7 protein-coding genes and 1 pseudogene are annotated in these 13,150 nt (G+C 64.5%); 4 read left to right on the top strand and 4 right to left on the bottom strand.

The features are described 5' to 3' along the window. Positions 1 to 98: 98 nt before the first annotated feature. The 3 genes from tkt to QZX93_RS14010 form a co-directional block, all read right to left on the bottom strand. Positions 99 to 2,105, bottom strand: coding sequence for a transketolase (gene tkt / locus QZX93_RS14020; RefSeq protein ID WP_295388288.1), 2,007 nt, complete (start codon positions 2,103 to 2,105; stop codon positions 99 to 101). A gap of 334 nt (positions 2,106 to 2,439) precedes the next feature. After that, complete coding sequence (locus QZX93_RS14015) at positions 2,440 to 2,994, bottom strand: thioredoxin family protein (RefSeq protein ID WP_295388286.1); 555 nt, start codon at positions 2,992 to 2,994, stop codon at positions 2,440 to 2,442. A gap of 191 nt (positions 2,995 to 3,185) precedes the next feature. Continuing rightward, positions 3,186 to 3,650 carry a potassium channel family protein gene (locus tag QZX93_RS14010; protein ID WP_295388284.1) on the bottom strand — a complete coding sequence of 155 codons (465 nt, stop codon included), beginning with the start codon at positions 3,648 to 3,650 and terminating at the stop codon, positions 3,186 to 3,188. A gap of 25 nt (positions 3,651 to 3,675) precedes the next feature. On the opposite strand from QZX93_RS14010, the gene QZX93_RS14005 reads away from it, so the two are divergent. Continuing rightward, a complete protein-coding gene (locus QZX93_RS14005; protein WP_295388281.1) occupies positions 3,676 to 3,963 on the top strand; it encodes a CorA family divalent cation transporter in 288 nt (95 codons plus the stop codon). A 160-nt stretch (positions 3,964 to 4,123) separates the two neighbouring features. Here the strand turns inward: QZX93_RS14005 and QZX93_RS14000 are convergent. Then, positions 4,124 to 4,468, bottom strand: a pseudogene (locus tag QZX93_RS14000) (transposase); the annotation flags it as partial. Between the two features lie 535 nt (positions 4,469 to 5,003). On the opposite strand from QZX93_RS14000, the gene QZX93_RS13995 reads away from it, so the two are divergent. The 3 genes from QZX93_RS13995 (at position 5,004) to QZX93_RS13985 (ending at position 12,887) form a co-directional block, all read left to right on the top strand. Then, positions 5,004 to 7,583 (top strand): arylsulfatase, encoded by a 2,580-nt coding sequence (locus QZX93_RS13995; protein WP_295388278.1) that lies wholly within the window; start codon positions 5,004 to 5,006, stop codon positions 7,581 to 7,583. 548 nt (positions 7,584 to 8,131) lie between these two features. Continuing rightward, complete coding sequence (locus tag QZX93_RS13990) at positions 8,132 to 9,469, top strand: hypothetical protein (protein WP_295388276.1); 1,338 nt, start codon at positions 8,132 to 8,134, stop codon at positions 9,467 to 9,469. Positions 9,470 to 9,533: 64 nt separating this feature from the next. Further along, on the top strand, positions 9,534 to 12,887 hold the full coding sequence (locus QZX93_RS13985; protein WP_295388273.1) for an acyltransferase domain-containing protein: 3,354 nt from the start codon (positions 9,534 to 9,536) through the stop codon (positions 12,885 to 12,887). Positions 12,888 to 13,150 lie beyond the last annotated feature (263 nt).

Below are 13,150 nucleotides of genomic sequence, written 5' to 3'. Positions count from 1 at the left end.
CTCCGATTCAGATGAAAAAACGGCTCCCCGAGCGCGCGGGGCGCTGGGGGAGGAGTGGGTGGCGGGGGCCGTGGGGCCCCGCGCGCTTTGTCTAAGTCCTAAAGAACGCCTTTAACCGCGCTTACCACGTGTTCGACGGTCAGGCCGAACTCCTTGAAGAGCGCCGGGGCCGGGGCGGACTCGCCGAAGCGGTCGACACCGACCACGGCGCCGTTGCAGCCGACATACTTCCACCAGCCGTCGGTGACCGCGGCCTCGACGGCCACGCGGGCCGTGACCGCCCGGGGCAGGACCGACTCGCGATAGGCCGCATCCTGGGCATCGAAGGCATTGGTGGAGGGCATGGAGACCACCCGCACCGCCTTATCCGCCAGGGCCTCGGCCGCCTTCATCGCCAGTTCCACCTCGGAACCGGTGGCGATGATGATGGCGTCCGGGGTGCCGGCACAGTCGCGCAGCACATAGCCGCCGCGCGCGATGGCGGCGAGCTGCTCGGGGCTGCGCGGCATGTGGGCCAGGTTCTGACGCGAGAAGATCAGGCAGGAGGGGCCATGCGCGCGCTCGATGGCGAGCTTCCAGGCCACCGCCGACTCGACCGCGTCGCAGGGGCGCCAGACGCTCATGTTGGGGATCATGCGCAGGGTCGGGATCTGCTCCACCGGCTGGTGGGTGGGGCCGTCCTCGCCCAGGCCGATCGAGTCATGGGTGTAGACGAAGATCGAGCGGATCTTCATCAGGGCCGCCATGCGCAGTGCATTGCGGGCATACTCGGAGAACATCAGGAAGGTGGCGCCGTAGGGGATGAAGCCGCCGTGCAGCGCAATGCCGTTCATGATGGCGGACATGCCGAACTCGCGCACGCCGTAATACAGATAGTTGCCGGAGGCATCCGTCTTGCCGACGCCCTTGCAGCCCTTCCAGAGGGTCAGGTTGGAGCCGGCGAGATCCGCCGAACCGCCCAGGATCTCGGGCAGCAGCGGTCCAAAGCCGCCCAAGGCGTTCTGGGACGCCTTGCGCGAGGCGATGGTCTCGGCCTTGGCGACCACTGAGGCGATGAAGGCCTCCGCCTGCGCGGACCAGTCGGCCGGCAGCTCGCCGGCCATGCGACGCGTGAAATCGGCGGCGGCGGCCGGGTAGGCGGCGGCATAGGCGGCGAAGCGCTCGTTCCATGCGGCCTCGGCACTGGCGCCGGTCTCCTTGGCCGACCAGCCGGCATAGATGTCGGCCGGGATCTCGAAGGGGGCATGGGTCCAGCCCAGGGCCTCGCGGGTCAGTGCGATTTCCGCATCGCCCAGGGCCGCACCATGGCACTCCTCCTTGCCCTGCTTGTTGGGTGAGCCGAAGCCGATGATGGTCTGGCAGCAGATCAGCGACGGGCGGTCCTCGACCGCGCGCGCCTCCTCGACGGCCGCCTTGATCGCCTCGGCGTTATGGCCGTCGACCTTGGGGATGACGTGCCAGCCGTAGGCCTCGAAGCGCTTGGGGGTGTCGTCCAGGAACCAGCCGGGGATGGTGCCGTGCCCGCGCACCTCGCCATCGATGGAGATGTTGTTGTCGTCGTAGAAGGCGACCAGCTTGCCGAGGCCCAAGGCGCCGGCCAGCGAGCAGGCCTCGTGCGAGATGCCCTCCATCATGCAGCCGTCGCCCAGGAACACATAGGTGTGGTGGTCGACGATGTCATGACCCGGTTGGTTGAACTGGGCGGCCAGGATCTTCTCCGACAGGGCCATGCCCACCGCGTTGGTAATGCCCTGCCCCAGGGGGCCGGTGGTGGTCTCGACCCCCGGGGCATAACCGTACTCCGGGTGGCCCGGGGTGCGCGAGTGCAACTGGCGGAACTGCTTCAGGTCCTCGATGCCCAGGTCGTAGCCGGTCAGGTGCAGCAGGGAGTAGACCAGCATGGAGCCATGCCCGTTGGAGAGCACGAAACGGTCCCGGTCGGCCCACTTGGGGTTGCCGGGATTGTGTTTCATGAAGTCGTTCCAGAGGACTTCGGCGATATCGGCCATGCCCATGGGCGCACCGGGGTGGCCCGAGTTGGCCTTTTGTACCGCATCCATGCTGAGCGCACGGATGGCATTAGCAAGTTCTCTGCGTGAGGACATGGCCCCTCCTGATCGTTGTTGGATAAATCTTTTTTGTCGTGCGACCCGCCGTCCGCGGCCCGCTCGGGGCGGGGGTCACGGTGGCACTGCGGCTGGCCCGGTGTCGGAATCTGTGCTGCAGGCCAAGCGGCCGGCCGGCGGCAACGGCGATGCCCTGGAACTGTTGCGCCTGAGGGTCATCGACCCAAAAGGCACACATGGCGTTGGCCAAGCCCCCCCAGAACATCACGTTCCACTCAAGCCGGAAACCGCCATTTTATCAGACTATGAATTTCAAGCATTGACGGACTTAAACCCGGGCGAGGGGGGGCGGGGCGCTGGGCTGCATTGTGCCTCAGTCGGCCCACTTGATGGAGCAGCCCATGCTGGGGATTTGGTCGGCGGGGCCGCGGCCGGTCTGCGCGACCTCGCGCATCGCCTCGAACAGGTCGCGGCGCACGCCCGCCGGCGCGGCCTCCTTGCGGCTCTCGTCCAGCCGGCCGCGGTACTGGAGCTTGAGCTGCGCGTTGTAGCCGAAAAAGTCCGGGGTGCAGATGGCCCCGTAGGCGCGGGCGACCCCTTGGGTCGCGTCGAGCAGGTAGGGGAAGGGGTAGGCGAACTGCTCGGCCACCCGCTGCATGGACTCGAACGAGTCCTCCGGGTAGTCGGTCGGGTCGTTGGACATCACCGCCACGCAGCCGATGCCCAACGACTGGAGGTCGTGGGCGTCTCGCACCAGGCGCTCACGCACCGCCTTGACATAGGGGCAGTGGTTGCAGATGAACATCACCAGGAGCCCCCGCTCGCCCCGGCACCGATCGCGCGTCCAGACCCGCCCGTCCACCCCGGGCAGCGCAAAATCGGGGGCCGGCGTGTCGAACGCACAGAGCGGGGTTTGCAGTGACGCCATCGGGGCCTCCGGGGACAGGGTTAGGGGCGATCCGGGTTGCGCAAAGCGATAACCCGCCAAGGTCGATTATCCTACGAAACCGGAAAAATCAGCTAATCAGATAAAGTTATCTCGTCCCTCGTGCTGTCCTTATGATTCCGGGTGGGGCGTGGCTGCGGCAGTCAGGTGCCGGGCGGACCCCGCAGCGCGCCTTACCAGTGCCGCGTCCAGACGGTCTGCAATACGACGAACAGAAAAGCCGTCGAGCAGCCGAACATGAGGACCCCGCTGATGGCAACCAGCGGCCCGAGATGCCGCCATGGCTGCGGGAGTACGACGTCGCCGTAACCCAGCGTCGTGATCGATGCCGCCGTGTAGTAGAAACCATCGAGGACAGTGGGTGAAAGTCGCCCCCAGCGCAGGAACATGCCCCAGGCCAGCGTCTCGACCAAGTGCGCCACAAACAGCACCACAAAGCTTCCAAGGATGGCGACTCTGCTGGCTCCGTGCGGTCCCAGGTGATTGAGGAGCCAAACCTCGTAGCGCAGGATCTCCCCGGCCACGTCGAGGATCGCGACAACATGAAAGTAGAACAGTCCGAGTGCCAGCAGCAGCGCGAGCGCATAGACCCTGCGGACCGGGTGCCGAAGCCTCGTCGAATCGGCGTCTGTGGTCATCGCGTCTCCCCTGTTGGTAAGATTGATGACCGAGACGTTGCGGGCGGTTGCCATCGCCGTCAGTTGCCGCGGTCCCGGAGGTTGCAAGCATGAACGCCATTGTAAACATCCGAGCAGCTCGCGTTACCCGTACGTTGCTGCCAGATCTCGACAGGAAAACCCACCATGCCAATTCCTCTCCGGCCTGATGGGGATGAACGTCGCGGGCATTCCGGATGAGCACAATCCCTACGGATTCTGGATGGTCACCGGCATGTCGATTGTCGGCGCGTTGATCGTATGGATCGTGCTTCGTCTGCGCATCAAGCTCTAGCGAGGCCGCCGCCCATCCCCCGGGCGCACGCGCGCCTCACAGCAGCGGGAAGTCGTAGTTCAGGATGAGCCGGTAGTTCATCTGATCTACCGCGCCCGGGCATGCTAACTTTCGGCGAGGACGGGGCCTCGGCCATGGAGTCTATCGATCCGATCAGATTGAGGATGACGTAGCTACCCGGACGCTGGGCGAGTCGATGGGTGATCTTCTCGCCGATGACCTCGTCGGCGTCCGCGGGGAGTCCGGCGACTTCGGGGTTCGGTAGTTCAATCACTTCGACCGGTACCCGCGCCGGATCGAAGAAGAGCGGGGCCTCGTCGCCGTTGGCGCCCGTGGTGACGCGGCGTCGGGTGTGGGCGGCCACCGGCTGGGGCGCGGCCGGGTCTGGGGTAGGACCGGCCAGTCCCTCGCCCAGCGACATCTGCTCGGGCGGCGGATCAAGGTGCCGGCGCTCGGACTTCTCACCAAAGACCTGGCGCTTGAACCAGGCGAGTTGGTGCTCCAATTGAACGATGCGGGCCTGCAATTGCGCACGCTCCGCCACCCACGCGGGTGGGGGTTGGAAGCAATGGCGAGGTTGGATAGCATGAGCGTATTTTACGCGATTGCCGATGCCGTTGCACTCAATTGATAACGCAGCCGCCGATGCACCGGCTCAATGCCTTAGAGCAGCCGCTTTAGCCCCGTCACATCCAATTGTAGAACGTCGCCGTGCCGATCCCCGCGGCCCGGCAAAACGCCGCCACCCCAGCGGGCTGCGCTCGCCGTGTTCGATCACGGCCTGCCATTGAGCGCGGCTGCGCCGCGCGCGCTTCTGTGTCGTCTCCATCGCTTGCCCCATCGTTGTCGCGGATGATGGGACCCATTGTCCAGGTCGGCGGCGCGCGGGGACGAGCGCCGCGGGCTTACCGGTTACCGGTCTGTCGCGAAGTAACAAGACTGCCGCGGCGATTTCCGGCGATAATTCAAGATGCGTGTATTGGCTGTTCGCGCAGCGTGACCGAATCAAGTCGACCGACCGCCGACCTCGGAGGCCTCTTATGATCCTGAAACCGCTTTTGTTGTCCGCCGCGGCCCTGCTGGCCGCGGCGAGTCTGGTCTGCGCGCCCGCCGGGGCGGTGGAAACCACTGGCGTGCCGGGCTCGCCCGGCGCCACCACGACCATCAGCGGCAAACAACTGCCGCCGCCGGCGCCGAAGTTCGAGGGCGTGATCAAGGACGATGCGCTCCAGTCCAAACCCTGGTGGCCACCGCGGGTCGTGCCGCCCAAGGGTGCGCCCAACATCCTGCTGATCATGACGGATGACGCCGGCTTCGGCGTGCCGAGCACCTTCGGCGGGGTCATCCCGACGCCGACCATGGACCGCATCGCGAACGACGGGCTGCGCTACAACCGGATCTTCTCCACCTCGCTGTGCTCGCCGACGCGTGCCGCGCTCATCACCGGGCGCAACCATCACTCCGTCGGCTTCGGCGTGATTGCCGAGCAGGCCACCGGCTTCCCCGGCTACAACAGTGTTATCGGCGCGGACAACGCGACCATCGGGCGCATCCTGCGCGACAACGGCTATGCCACGAGTTGGTTCGGCAAGGACCACAACACACCGACCTACCAGGCCAGCCAGGTCGGGCCCTTCACCCAGTGGCCGACCGGCATGGGCTTCGACTATTTCTACGGCTTCGTCGGCGGCGATGCGAACCAGTGGGAGCCGAACCTGTTCCGCAATACGACGCAGATCTACCCGTGGATCGGTCACGAGGGCACCCTGAAGATGGATCGCTCGGACCCGAAGGCCGCGATCTGGCCGGTCACCGGCGAGGAGCCCTCCTGGAACCTGATCACCGCGATGGCCGACGACGCCATCGACTGGATGTATCGAATTCACCAGAACGACCCCAGCCAACCGATCTTTCTCTATTATGTGCCAGGTGCCTCCCACGCGCCGCATCACCCGACCAAGGAATGGGTTGACAAGATCCATGCCATGCATCTCTTCGACGACGGTTACGAGAAGCTGCGCGAGCGCATCTTCGAGAACCAGAAGCGGCTCGGCGTAATCCCGCAGGGTGAACAATTGACCCCCTGGCCCAGCGACGTCCTCACGCCGTGGGACAAACTCTCGCCCGAGGCGAAGAAGCTCTATATCCGCCAGGTCGAGGTGTTCGCCGCCTATGTGGCCTACAACGACTACGAGATCGGCCGGGTCATTCATGCCTTCGAGGACCTGGGCAAGCTCGACAACACGCTGATCATCTATCAGAACGGCGACAACGGCACCAGCGCCGAGGGTGGGCCGGAGGGCACTTTCAGCGAGGTCGCCTTCTTCAATGGCGTCCGCCCGCCGGTGGATGTGCAGATGAAGTTCTACGATGCCTGGGGCACCGAGTTCGGCTATAACCACATGTCGGCGGGCTGGTCCTGGGCCTTCGACTCGCCCTTCGACTGGTTCAAGCAGAACGCTTCCCGGCTCGGCGGCACCAACCAGAACATGGTCGTCTCCTGGCCGCCACGCATCAAGGACAAGGGCGGCCTGCGCGAGCAGTTCATGCACGACATCGACGTGGTGCCCACGCTGCTCGAGGTCACCGGCATCGCCGCGCCCGAACAGGTGGATGGCATCAAGCAAAAGCCCATCGAGGGCACCAGCTTCGCCTACACCTTCGACGCGGAGAATGCCAAGGCCCCGTCCCGGCACAAGACCCAGTACTTCGAGATGATGGGCCAATGGGCGCTCTATCACGACGGCTGGCTGTTGAGCACCAAGGTGGACCGCGCGCCCTGGGACGCCTTCAGTGCCGCCAACCCGGACCCGCTGAACAACCAGGTGTTTCAGCTCTATGACCTGACCAAGAACTTCAACCAGTCCGAAGACATCGCCGCGAAGCATCCGGAAAAGGTCGCGGAGATGCGCAAGCTGTTCGTCAAGGAGGCCAGGAAGTATCAGGTCTTCCCGTTGGATGCGTCGGTCGGCGCCAGGGTCGCCGCGGCGCGCCCGAGTCTCACCGCCGGCCGGTCCGAGCTGGTCTATACGCGGCCGATGACCGGCACCCCCCAGGGCGATGCGCCGTACCTGCTCGATACCTCCTACAGCCTCACGGCGGACATCACCGTCCCCGAAGGCGGCGCCCAGGGCATGATCGTGACCTCGGGCGGTCGCTTCGGCGGCTATGGGTTTTACCTGAAAGCGGGGCAGCCGGTGTTCGCCTGGAACCTGATCGATCTCGAGCGAATCAAGTGGGAAGGCCCGGAGGCCCTGACGCCAGGCCAGCACATCCTGGAGTTCGACTTCAAGTATGACGGCCTGGGCGTCGGCACCATGGCGTACAACAACTTCTCGGGTATCGGCAAGGGCGGCACCGGGACGCTGAAGGTGGACGGCAAGATGGTCGAGACCAAGCGGATGGAGAAGACGATCCCGATCATCCTGCAGTGGGATGAGAGCTTCGACATCGGCTCGGACACCATCACCGGTGTGGACGACGCGGACTACCTGCCGCCCTTCCCGCTGACGGCGAAGCTCAACAAGCTCACGATCAAGATCGACCGTCCGGAGTTAACACCTGAGGATATCGCCAAGCTCAAAGAAGCACTGAAGAAGGTCGAGCTGGGCCGCGAGTAAGCCGTTTCGCTCGCACACCACGCGGGGCGCTTAGTCATTGAGCGCCCCGCGTCTTCTCGGAGCCTCATCCATGCAATGGCCTGTACAACACCAAGGGAAAGCGCATAGGGAGAGAATGTCCTCCCCCATTGTTCGGTCGGCGCGTCGGACTGCCGCTTGCTTGCTGCTCTGTGCGGGCTTGGCGCTGTTCGTTCAGCCGGGGTGCGGCGGCTTCGATGAGGCCGCCGCAGCTTTCGCGGCGGGCGACTACCCCAAGGCGCTGCAAGAGACCTGATACCTGTGGCACCGATCGATGGCCAGCAGCGGTGCATCGGTACGTTTCACTTGGCAAGGGGCGCTTGGTCGGTTCGATACCGCCGCGCGAACTCCTGCCCTGGCCTTGAGCGCCACCCGGTACCCATCCGGCGGACGACCTTCGATTCATCAGCGACCGTGAGCTGACCATGACCTCCAGACCGTTCAACACACCATCGACCTGGGTAATGCGCTTCTTCCGACAGGCAAGGGCATTGCGGTACTTTCGCCTCGCTGTCGCGGGCGGAGTCCTGGTGATCCTCGGGGTCGTCTTTGCGGCCATCGACCTGGCCCCAAGCCTGTCCCATATGCGCATCGCGATACTCTCCGGGCCACAGGATGGTCGTGATTATGCGCTGGCATCGCGTCTTCGGAAGCAGGCGCAACAGCGGCACGGACAGGTCGCCAACGTCGCCACCGACGGGGATGCCGAGAATCTGCAACGAGCGATCGACACCAAGGGTCGCGACGCGCTCTTTGCATTGGTCCTGGACGGCTTGGACTACCCCAGTCCCGACCAGTTGGAACTGGCCGCGCGGTTGCCCAAGCGGGCGACCATCTACATCCTAGGTCCGGATGCCGACAAGCTTCACTTTATTCGCGACCTCAACGGGCTGCGCATCGGCATCGGCCCGCATGGCGGCGGCACCGCACTATTGGTCCGGGAGATCTTCAAGAGCAGGCACTTGGCCGAGGTCAAGCCGACACTCAGCGAGCAAGGCTTTGGCGAACAAGTGGAGTTGTTGAAGGCGGGCGCACTCGACCTGGGGTTCTTCATTATGGACGAGGACGCGCCGCTGATCGAACGTGCCGTGCGCGATGGGCTGCAGATCGTCGACTTCGACAATGCCGAAGTCCTGACTCGGCAACTGCCGGCGCTCAAGATCACAACGCTCTACGCCGGTCATTTCGATGCAATGAAGCTGTTGCCGCCGGTCAATCGGAAGCTGTACCAGGTGGATCGACTGGTGCTATGCCATCGCGGGTCATCCCGCTCGGCCACCACGGCCCTGCTGGTGCTGGTGAATGCTGCGTTCAAGGGTTTCATCGACTACAACCGCATCACGCCCAACGACACCGGCCTGTTGGAGTCCCCGGCACTGGCCCGCTTCGTTCACGACAACGGCCCGAGCCTGCTCGATCAATATGCCCCACGTCTGGTCGATTTCATGCCGCCTGCGAATCTTCTGCATTACCTGGTGGTGGTCAGTCTGCTGTTGAACGCCACCGTAGTCTGGCACCGGTTCCGGTTGTGGCGAATCGACGCCAAGCGACTGAAGCTCGAGGAGCGGACGCTGCGACTGTTCGGCGAACACCTGACCATGGCGGAAATCGAGCGCCTGCAACCCCTGCCGGGTCAATTCAGCGCGGCGGACCTGGCAGTGTTCGACGACATCATCGAACAGACCGCGGCCTTGCGCCGCTGGGTGCGCAAACTGTCGCTGTCCATGGTGGCGCCGATGGGAGCGGAAATGCTCTACCGATATCAGGAGAGCCTCATCCACCACAAGCTCGCGGTGCTGCACGCCTTCCGTGACCGCCTCCGGGCACTGGGAGGCACCGAGGCCGACCTGGAGCAGGCCGGGGTTTGACGTGCGTTCAGCGATTCGCGATGACCCCGCCCGGATCGGCGACCTGTAAGCCTCCGAGCGGGACTTGATCGCAGCCGGCGTCGATCAAGCCAACCGCGACAATTCCCAGTACGTCCGCGCATCAGGCCTGCTGGACGACGTCGAGTATTTCGACGCCGGTTTCTTCGGCCTCAGCCAACGCGACGCGGCGAGTATGGACCCGCAGCACCGTGTGCTGCTCGAGTGTGCCTGGGAGGCATTGGAGCATGCCGGCTACGACCCCAAGCACCATACCGAAACCATCGGTATCTACGCGGGCTCCCGGATCAGCGAGTATCTCCACGGCAATCTGCCGCCAGTGGATATGGCCGGAACGCGCTCCGCATCCGGTTCATTTTTAGTCAACTCGAAGCGCGTGCTCGACAACGACAAGGATACCCTTGCCACACGCATCGCCTACAAGCTGAACCTGCGTGGTCCCGCGGTCTCCGTCCAGACGGCTTGTTCGACCTCCCTGGTCGCCGTCCACATCGCCTGCCGCAGTCTGATCCACAACGAAGCGGACATGATGCTTGCTGGCGGCATCGCTATTCGCAACCCGCAGCGAGCCGGCTACCTGTTTACCGAGGGCATGATCCTCTCGCCAGACGGACGTACGCGCGCCTATGACGCGGACGGCCGCGGAACGCTCTTCAGCAGCGGTGGTGGGCTGGTGGTGCTCAAGCGACTCGATCGGGCACTCGCTGATGGCGATCATATCCACGCGGTCATCCTCGGCTCCGCCGTAAACAACGATGGCGAGGCAAACAAGGATGCCTTCGCCGCACCGAGTGTGGCCGGCCAATCGGCAGTCGTTGCAATGGCGCTGCGCAATGCCGGAGTCGGCGCCGATACTATCGACTACGTCGAAGGCCATGGCACCGGCACGGTCAGTGGCGATCGCACCGAGATCACCTCGTTGAGCCAAGCGTTTCGGGCCTTCACCGACAAGATCGGCGATTGCGCCCTCGGTTCGGTGAAGACCAATATCGGTCACCCGACGCAAGGCGCCGGCATCGCCGGCTTGATCAAGACGGTGCTCATGCTCGCGAACCGCAAGCTGGTGCCGCACCTGCACTTCCATACTGCGAATCCGACCGTCGATTTTGTCGACTGCCCATTTTACGTCAACACCGCCCTCACGGACTGGCGCCGGCGCGGACGTCCGCGTCGTGCTGGAATCAACTCGTTCGGGGTTGGCGGCACCAATGCACATGTTGTATTAGAGGAGGCCCCGGAATGTCCCGCGCGCCCCCCATCGTCCCGGCCATTTCATATCCTTTGCCTATCCGCACGAGATGACGACGCGCTGGCGGCCATCCGTGAGCGATACGCAGACTTTCTGGATCGACATCCAAGTGTCGCGATCGCTGACCTCTGCGGTACCGCCAACACGGGGCGCCGTCACTTCCCCCGGCGTTGTACCTTACTGGGCGCATCGACCGCGGAACTGCGCGACCAGCTCGGCCTTGCCCACGCCCCAGTTGGGCATGAGCAGACAACGACCGCAGGGGCACGGGTCGCCTTCCTATTCACCGGACAGGGCTCCCAGTATGTCGGCATGGGGCGACGGCTCTACGACAGCGAGCCCGTATTCCGCGACACCCTGACGACGTGCGATGCACTGCGACGACCGCATCTGGGTGAATCGATATTGGCGATTATCTATCCTCAGCCGGACGGCGACCCTGCTCTGCTCGATAACACTCGATATACGCAACCCGCGCTGTTCTGCCTCGGCTGCGCACTCGCCGCACTCTGGCGCTCCTGGGGTGTGGAGCCTGCCGCGGTGATGCGCCGCAGCTTAGGCGAGCTGACTGCGGCCTGCGTTGCGGGCGTCTTCTCGCTGCAAGATGGACTCCGCCTGGTGGCGGAGCGAGGGCGAATGATGGCGGATATGCCGGGTAACGGAACCATGGCTGCCGTATTCGCGGACGAGTCGATCGTGCGTGCGGCGCTGGCCAGTTTCGGCAGCCGGATGTGGATTGCCGCTATCAACGGCCCTGAGCACATCGCGATCGCGGGCGACAGCGATGCCGTTGCCCAGTTGGAAGCGGAGCTGACCGGCCGCAATCTGGTCGTGCGTCGACTCGCGGTCGCCCATGCGTTTCATTCGCACTTCAGCGATCTGATCATCGGGACCTTTGCGGACTTCACGGCCACGCTCGCATTGAGCGAGCCAACGATTCCGGTCATTTCCAATGTCACCGGCAGTTTGGCCGCGACAGCCACGCTCACCGATCCGAGCTATTGGGCGCGACAAATTCGAGAGCCGGTACGGTATGCCGCATCCGTGGCGCACCTTGCGCAACTGGGTTATGACACCTTCGTCGAGCTTGGTCCGGACGCCATGCTGGTGGACCTGGGCCGCCAATGCGTCGACCGGCAGACGGCCACCTGGACGCACTCACTGAAGCGCGATTGCGATGACCGCCGGCAGATACTGTTCGCCCTCGCCGCGGTGTATGAGCGGGGCGTGGAGGTTGATTGGGATGCCTTTCACCGCCGGGATCGAGGCCGCCGCATGCCATTGCCCACTTATCCCTTTCAGCGCCAGCGCTGCTGGATCGACCGACCACAAGGCGCCGCCGCCACGATGCCGGACGTCGCCGCACGGCTCCCGGCGGGCACCGGCGCTGACATTCATCCGCTGCTGGGCCGCCGGTTGCCCTCACCGCTCGAAGACCTGCAGTACGAAGCCCTGATCGATCCGCGCTCGCTTACCTTCTTGCGCCACCATCGCATTGACGGGACAGCGATCTGCGCGGCCACCTGCTTCATAGAAACACTAGTGGCCGCCGCGCGCGATCAAAACCTGGAGGTCGGCACGTTCAGCGTCGAAGGGCTGGAGATCGGGCACCCGCTGCCGCTGCCAGACGGCACCGCCACGCGCGTCCAGACCGTGCTGTACCGAGAAGCCGGCGGCGGATACTCCGCGACGATATTCAGCGCGGCCCGGGGCGAAGACCTGGCGGTTAATCGTTGGCGTCGGCATCTGCGTGCCCGACTCCAATTGCATGAGGCGTCCGCCGACGCGGCACCGCTCGAGTCGATTCAGTCGCGCTGTACGACCCTGGTCGACACCGCGGGCTTTTACGACGATGCCAGGAAAAACGGGATAGCACACGACGCCGGATTCCAAGCGATCAGAGGGCTCTTCCAGGGCACGGGAGAAGTCCTGGCAAGGATCGAATTACCGTCGGCCGCTGCCGACGGCTTCGACGACTACTGCATGCACCCGGTCCTGCTGGATGGCTGCCTCCATGCCGCCAGGCTGTTCCTTCCCCGAACGGCGGACGCCAGCGCACTTTCGACGGCTCATCAGAGAGCATTCCGCGCAGCCTTAGGGACTCAATGGCATCCTGTACCTCTGGGGGATGCTGGATCAGATCGAGGATGAGCCGAAGCTTAACCCTCCCGGCGCTGTGTGTTTCCGGCTCCGGGCACCGAGCTCCGGGGTCTTGACGGACCTGGCCTTCGAGATAGTCCGCTCCGATCCGCCGGGCCCCGGGGAGATCCTGATCGGCGTGCGGGCCACCGGATTGAATTTCCGCGACGTGTTGTCTGCGCTGGGCAAATATCCGGGAGCTCCAGGCCCGCTGGGTCGGGAAGAACCTATGAGCGGCTCGTGGCCGAGCGACCGATCAAACGCATGATAAACAG

The organism is uncultured Thiodictyon sp. (assembly GCF_903946935.1).
In the GTDB taxonomy this organism is placed as follows: domain Bacteria; phylum Pseudomonadota; class Gammaproteobacteria; order Chromatiales; family Chromatiaceae; genus Thiodictyon.
Note: the sequence above shows the minus strand (reverse complement) of the source record. Positions and strands in the feature narration are given on the sequence as shown.

Bases quoted from the DNA above. Each gene is read 5' to 3' on its own strand.
- tkt (WP_295388288.1), bottom strand. From the start codon at position 2,105: ATGTCCTCACGCAGAGAACTTGCTAATGCCATCCGTGCGCTCAGCATG.
- QZX93_RS14015 (WP_295388286.1), bottom strand. From the start codon at position 2,994: ATGGCGTCACTGCAAACCCCGCTCTGTGCGTTCGACACGCCGGCCCCC.
- QZX93_RS14010 (WP_295388284.1), bottom strand. From the start codon at position 3,650: ATGACCACAGACGCCGATTCGACGAGGCTTCGGCACCCGGTCCGCAGG.
- QZX93_RS14005 (WP_295388281.1), top strand. From the start codon at position 3,676: ATGACCGAGACGTTGCGGGCGGTTGCCATCGCCGTCAGTTGCCGCGGT.
- QZX93_RS13995 (WP_295388278.1), top strand. From the start codon at position 5,004: ATGATCCTGAAACCGCTTTTGTTGTCCGCCGCGGCCCTGCTGGCCGCG.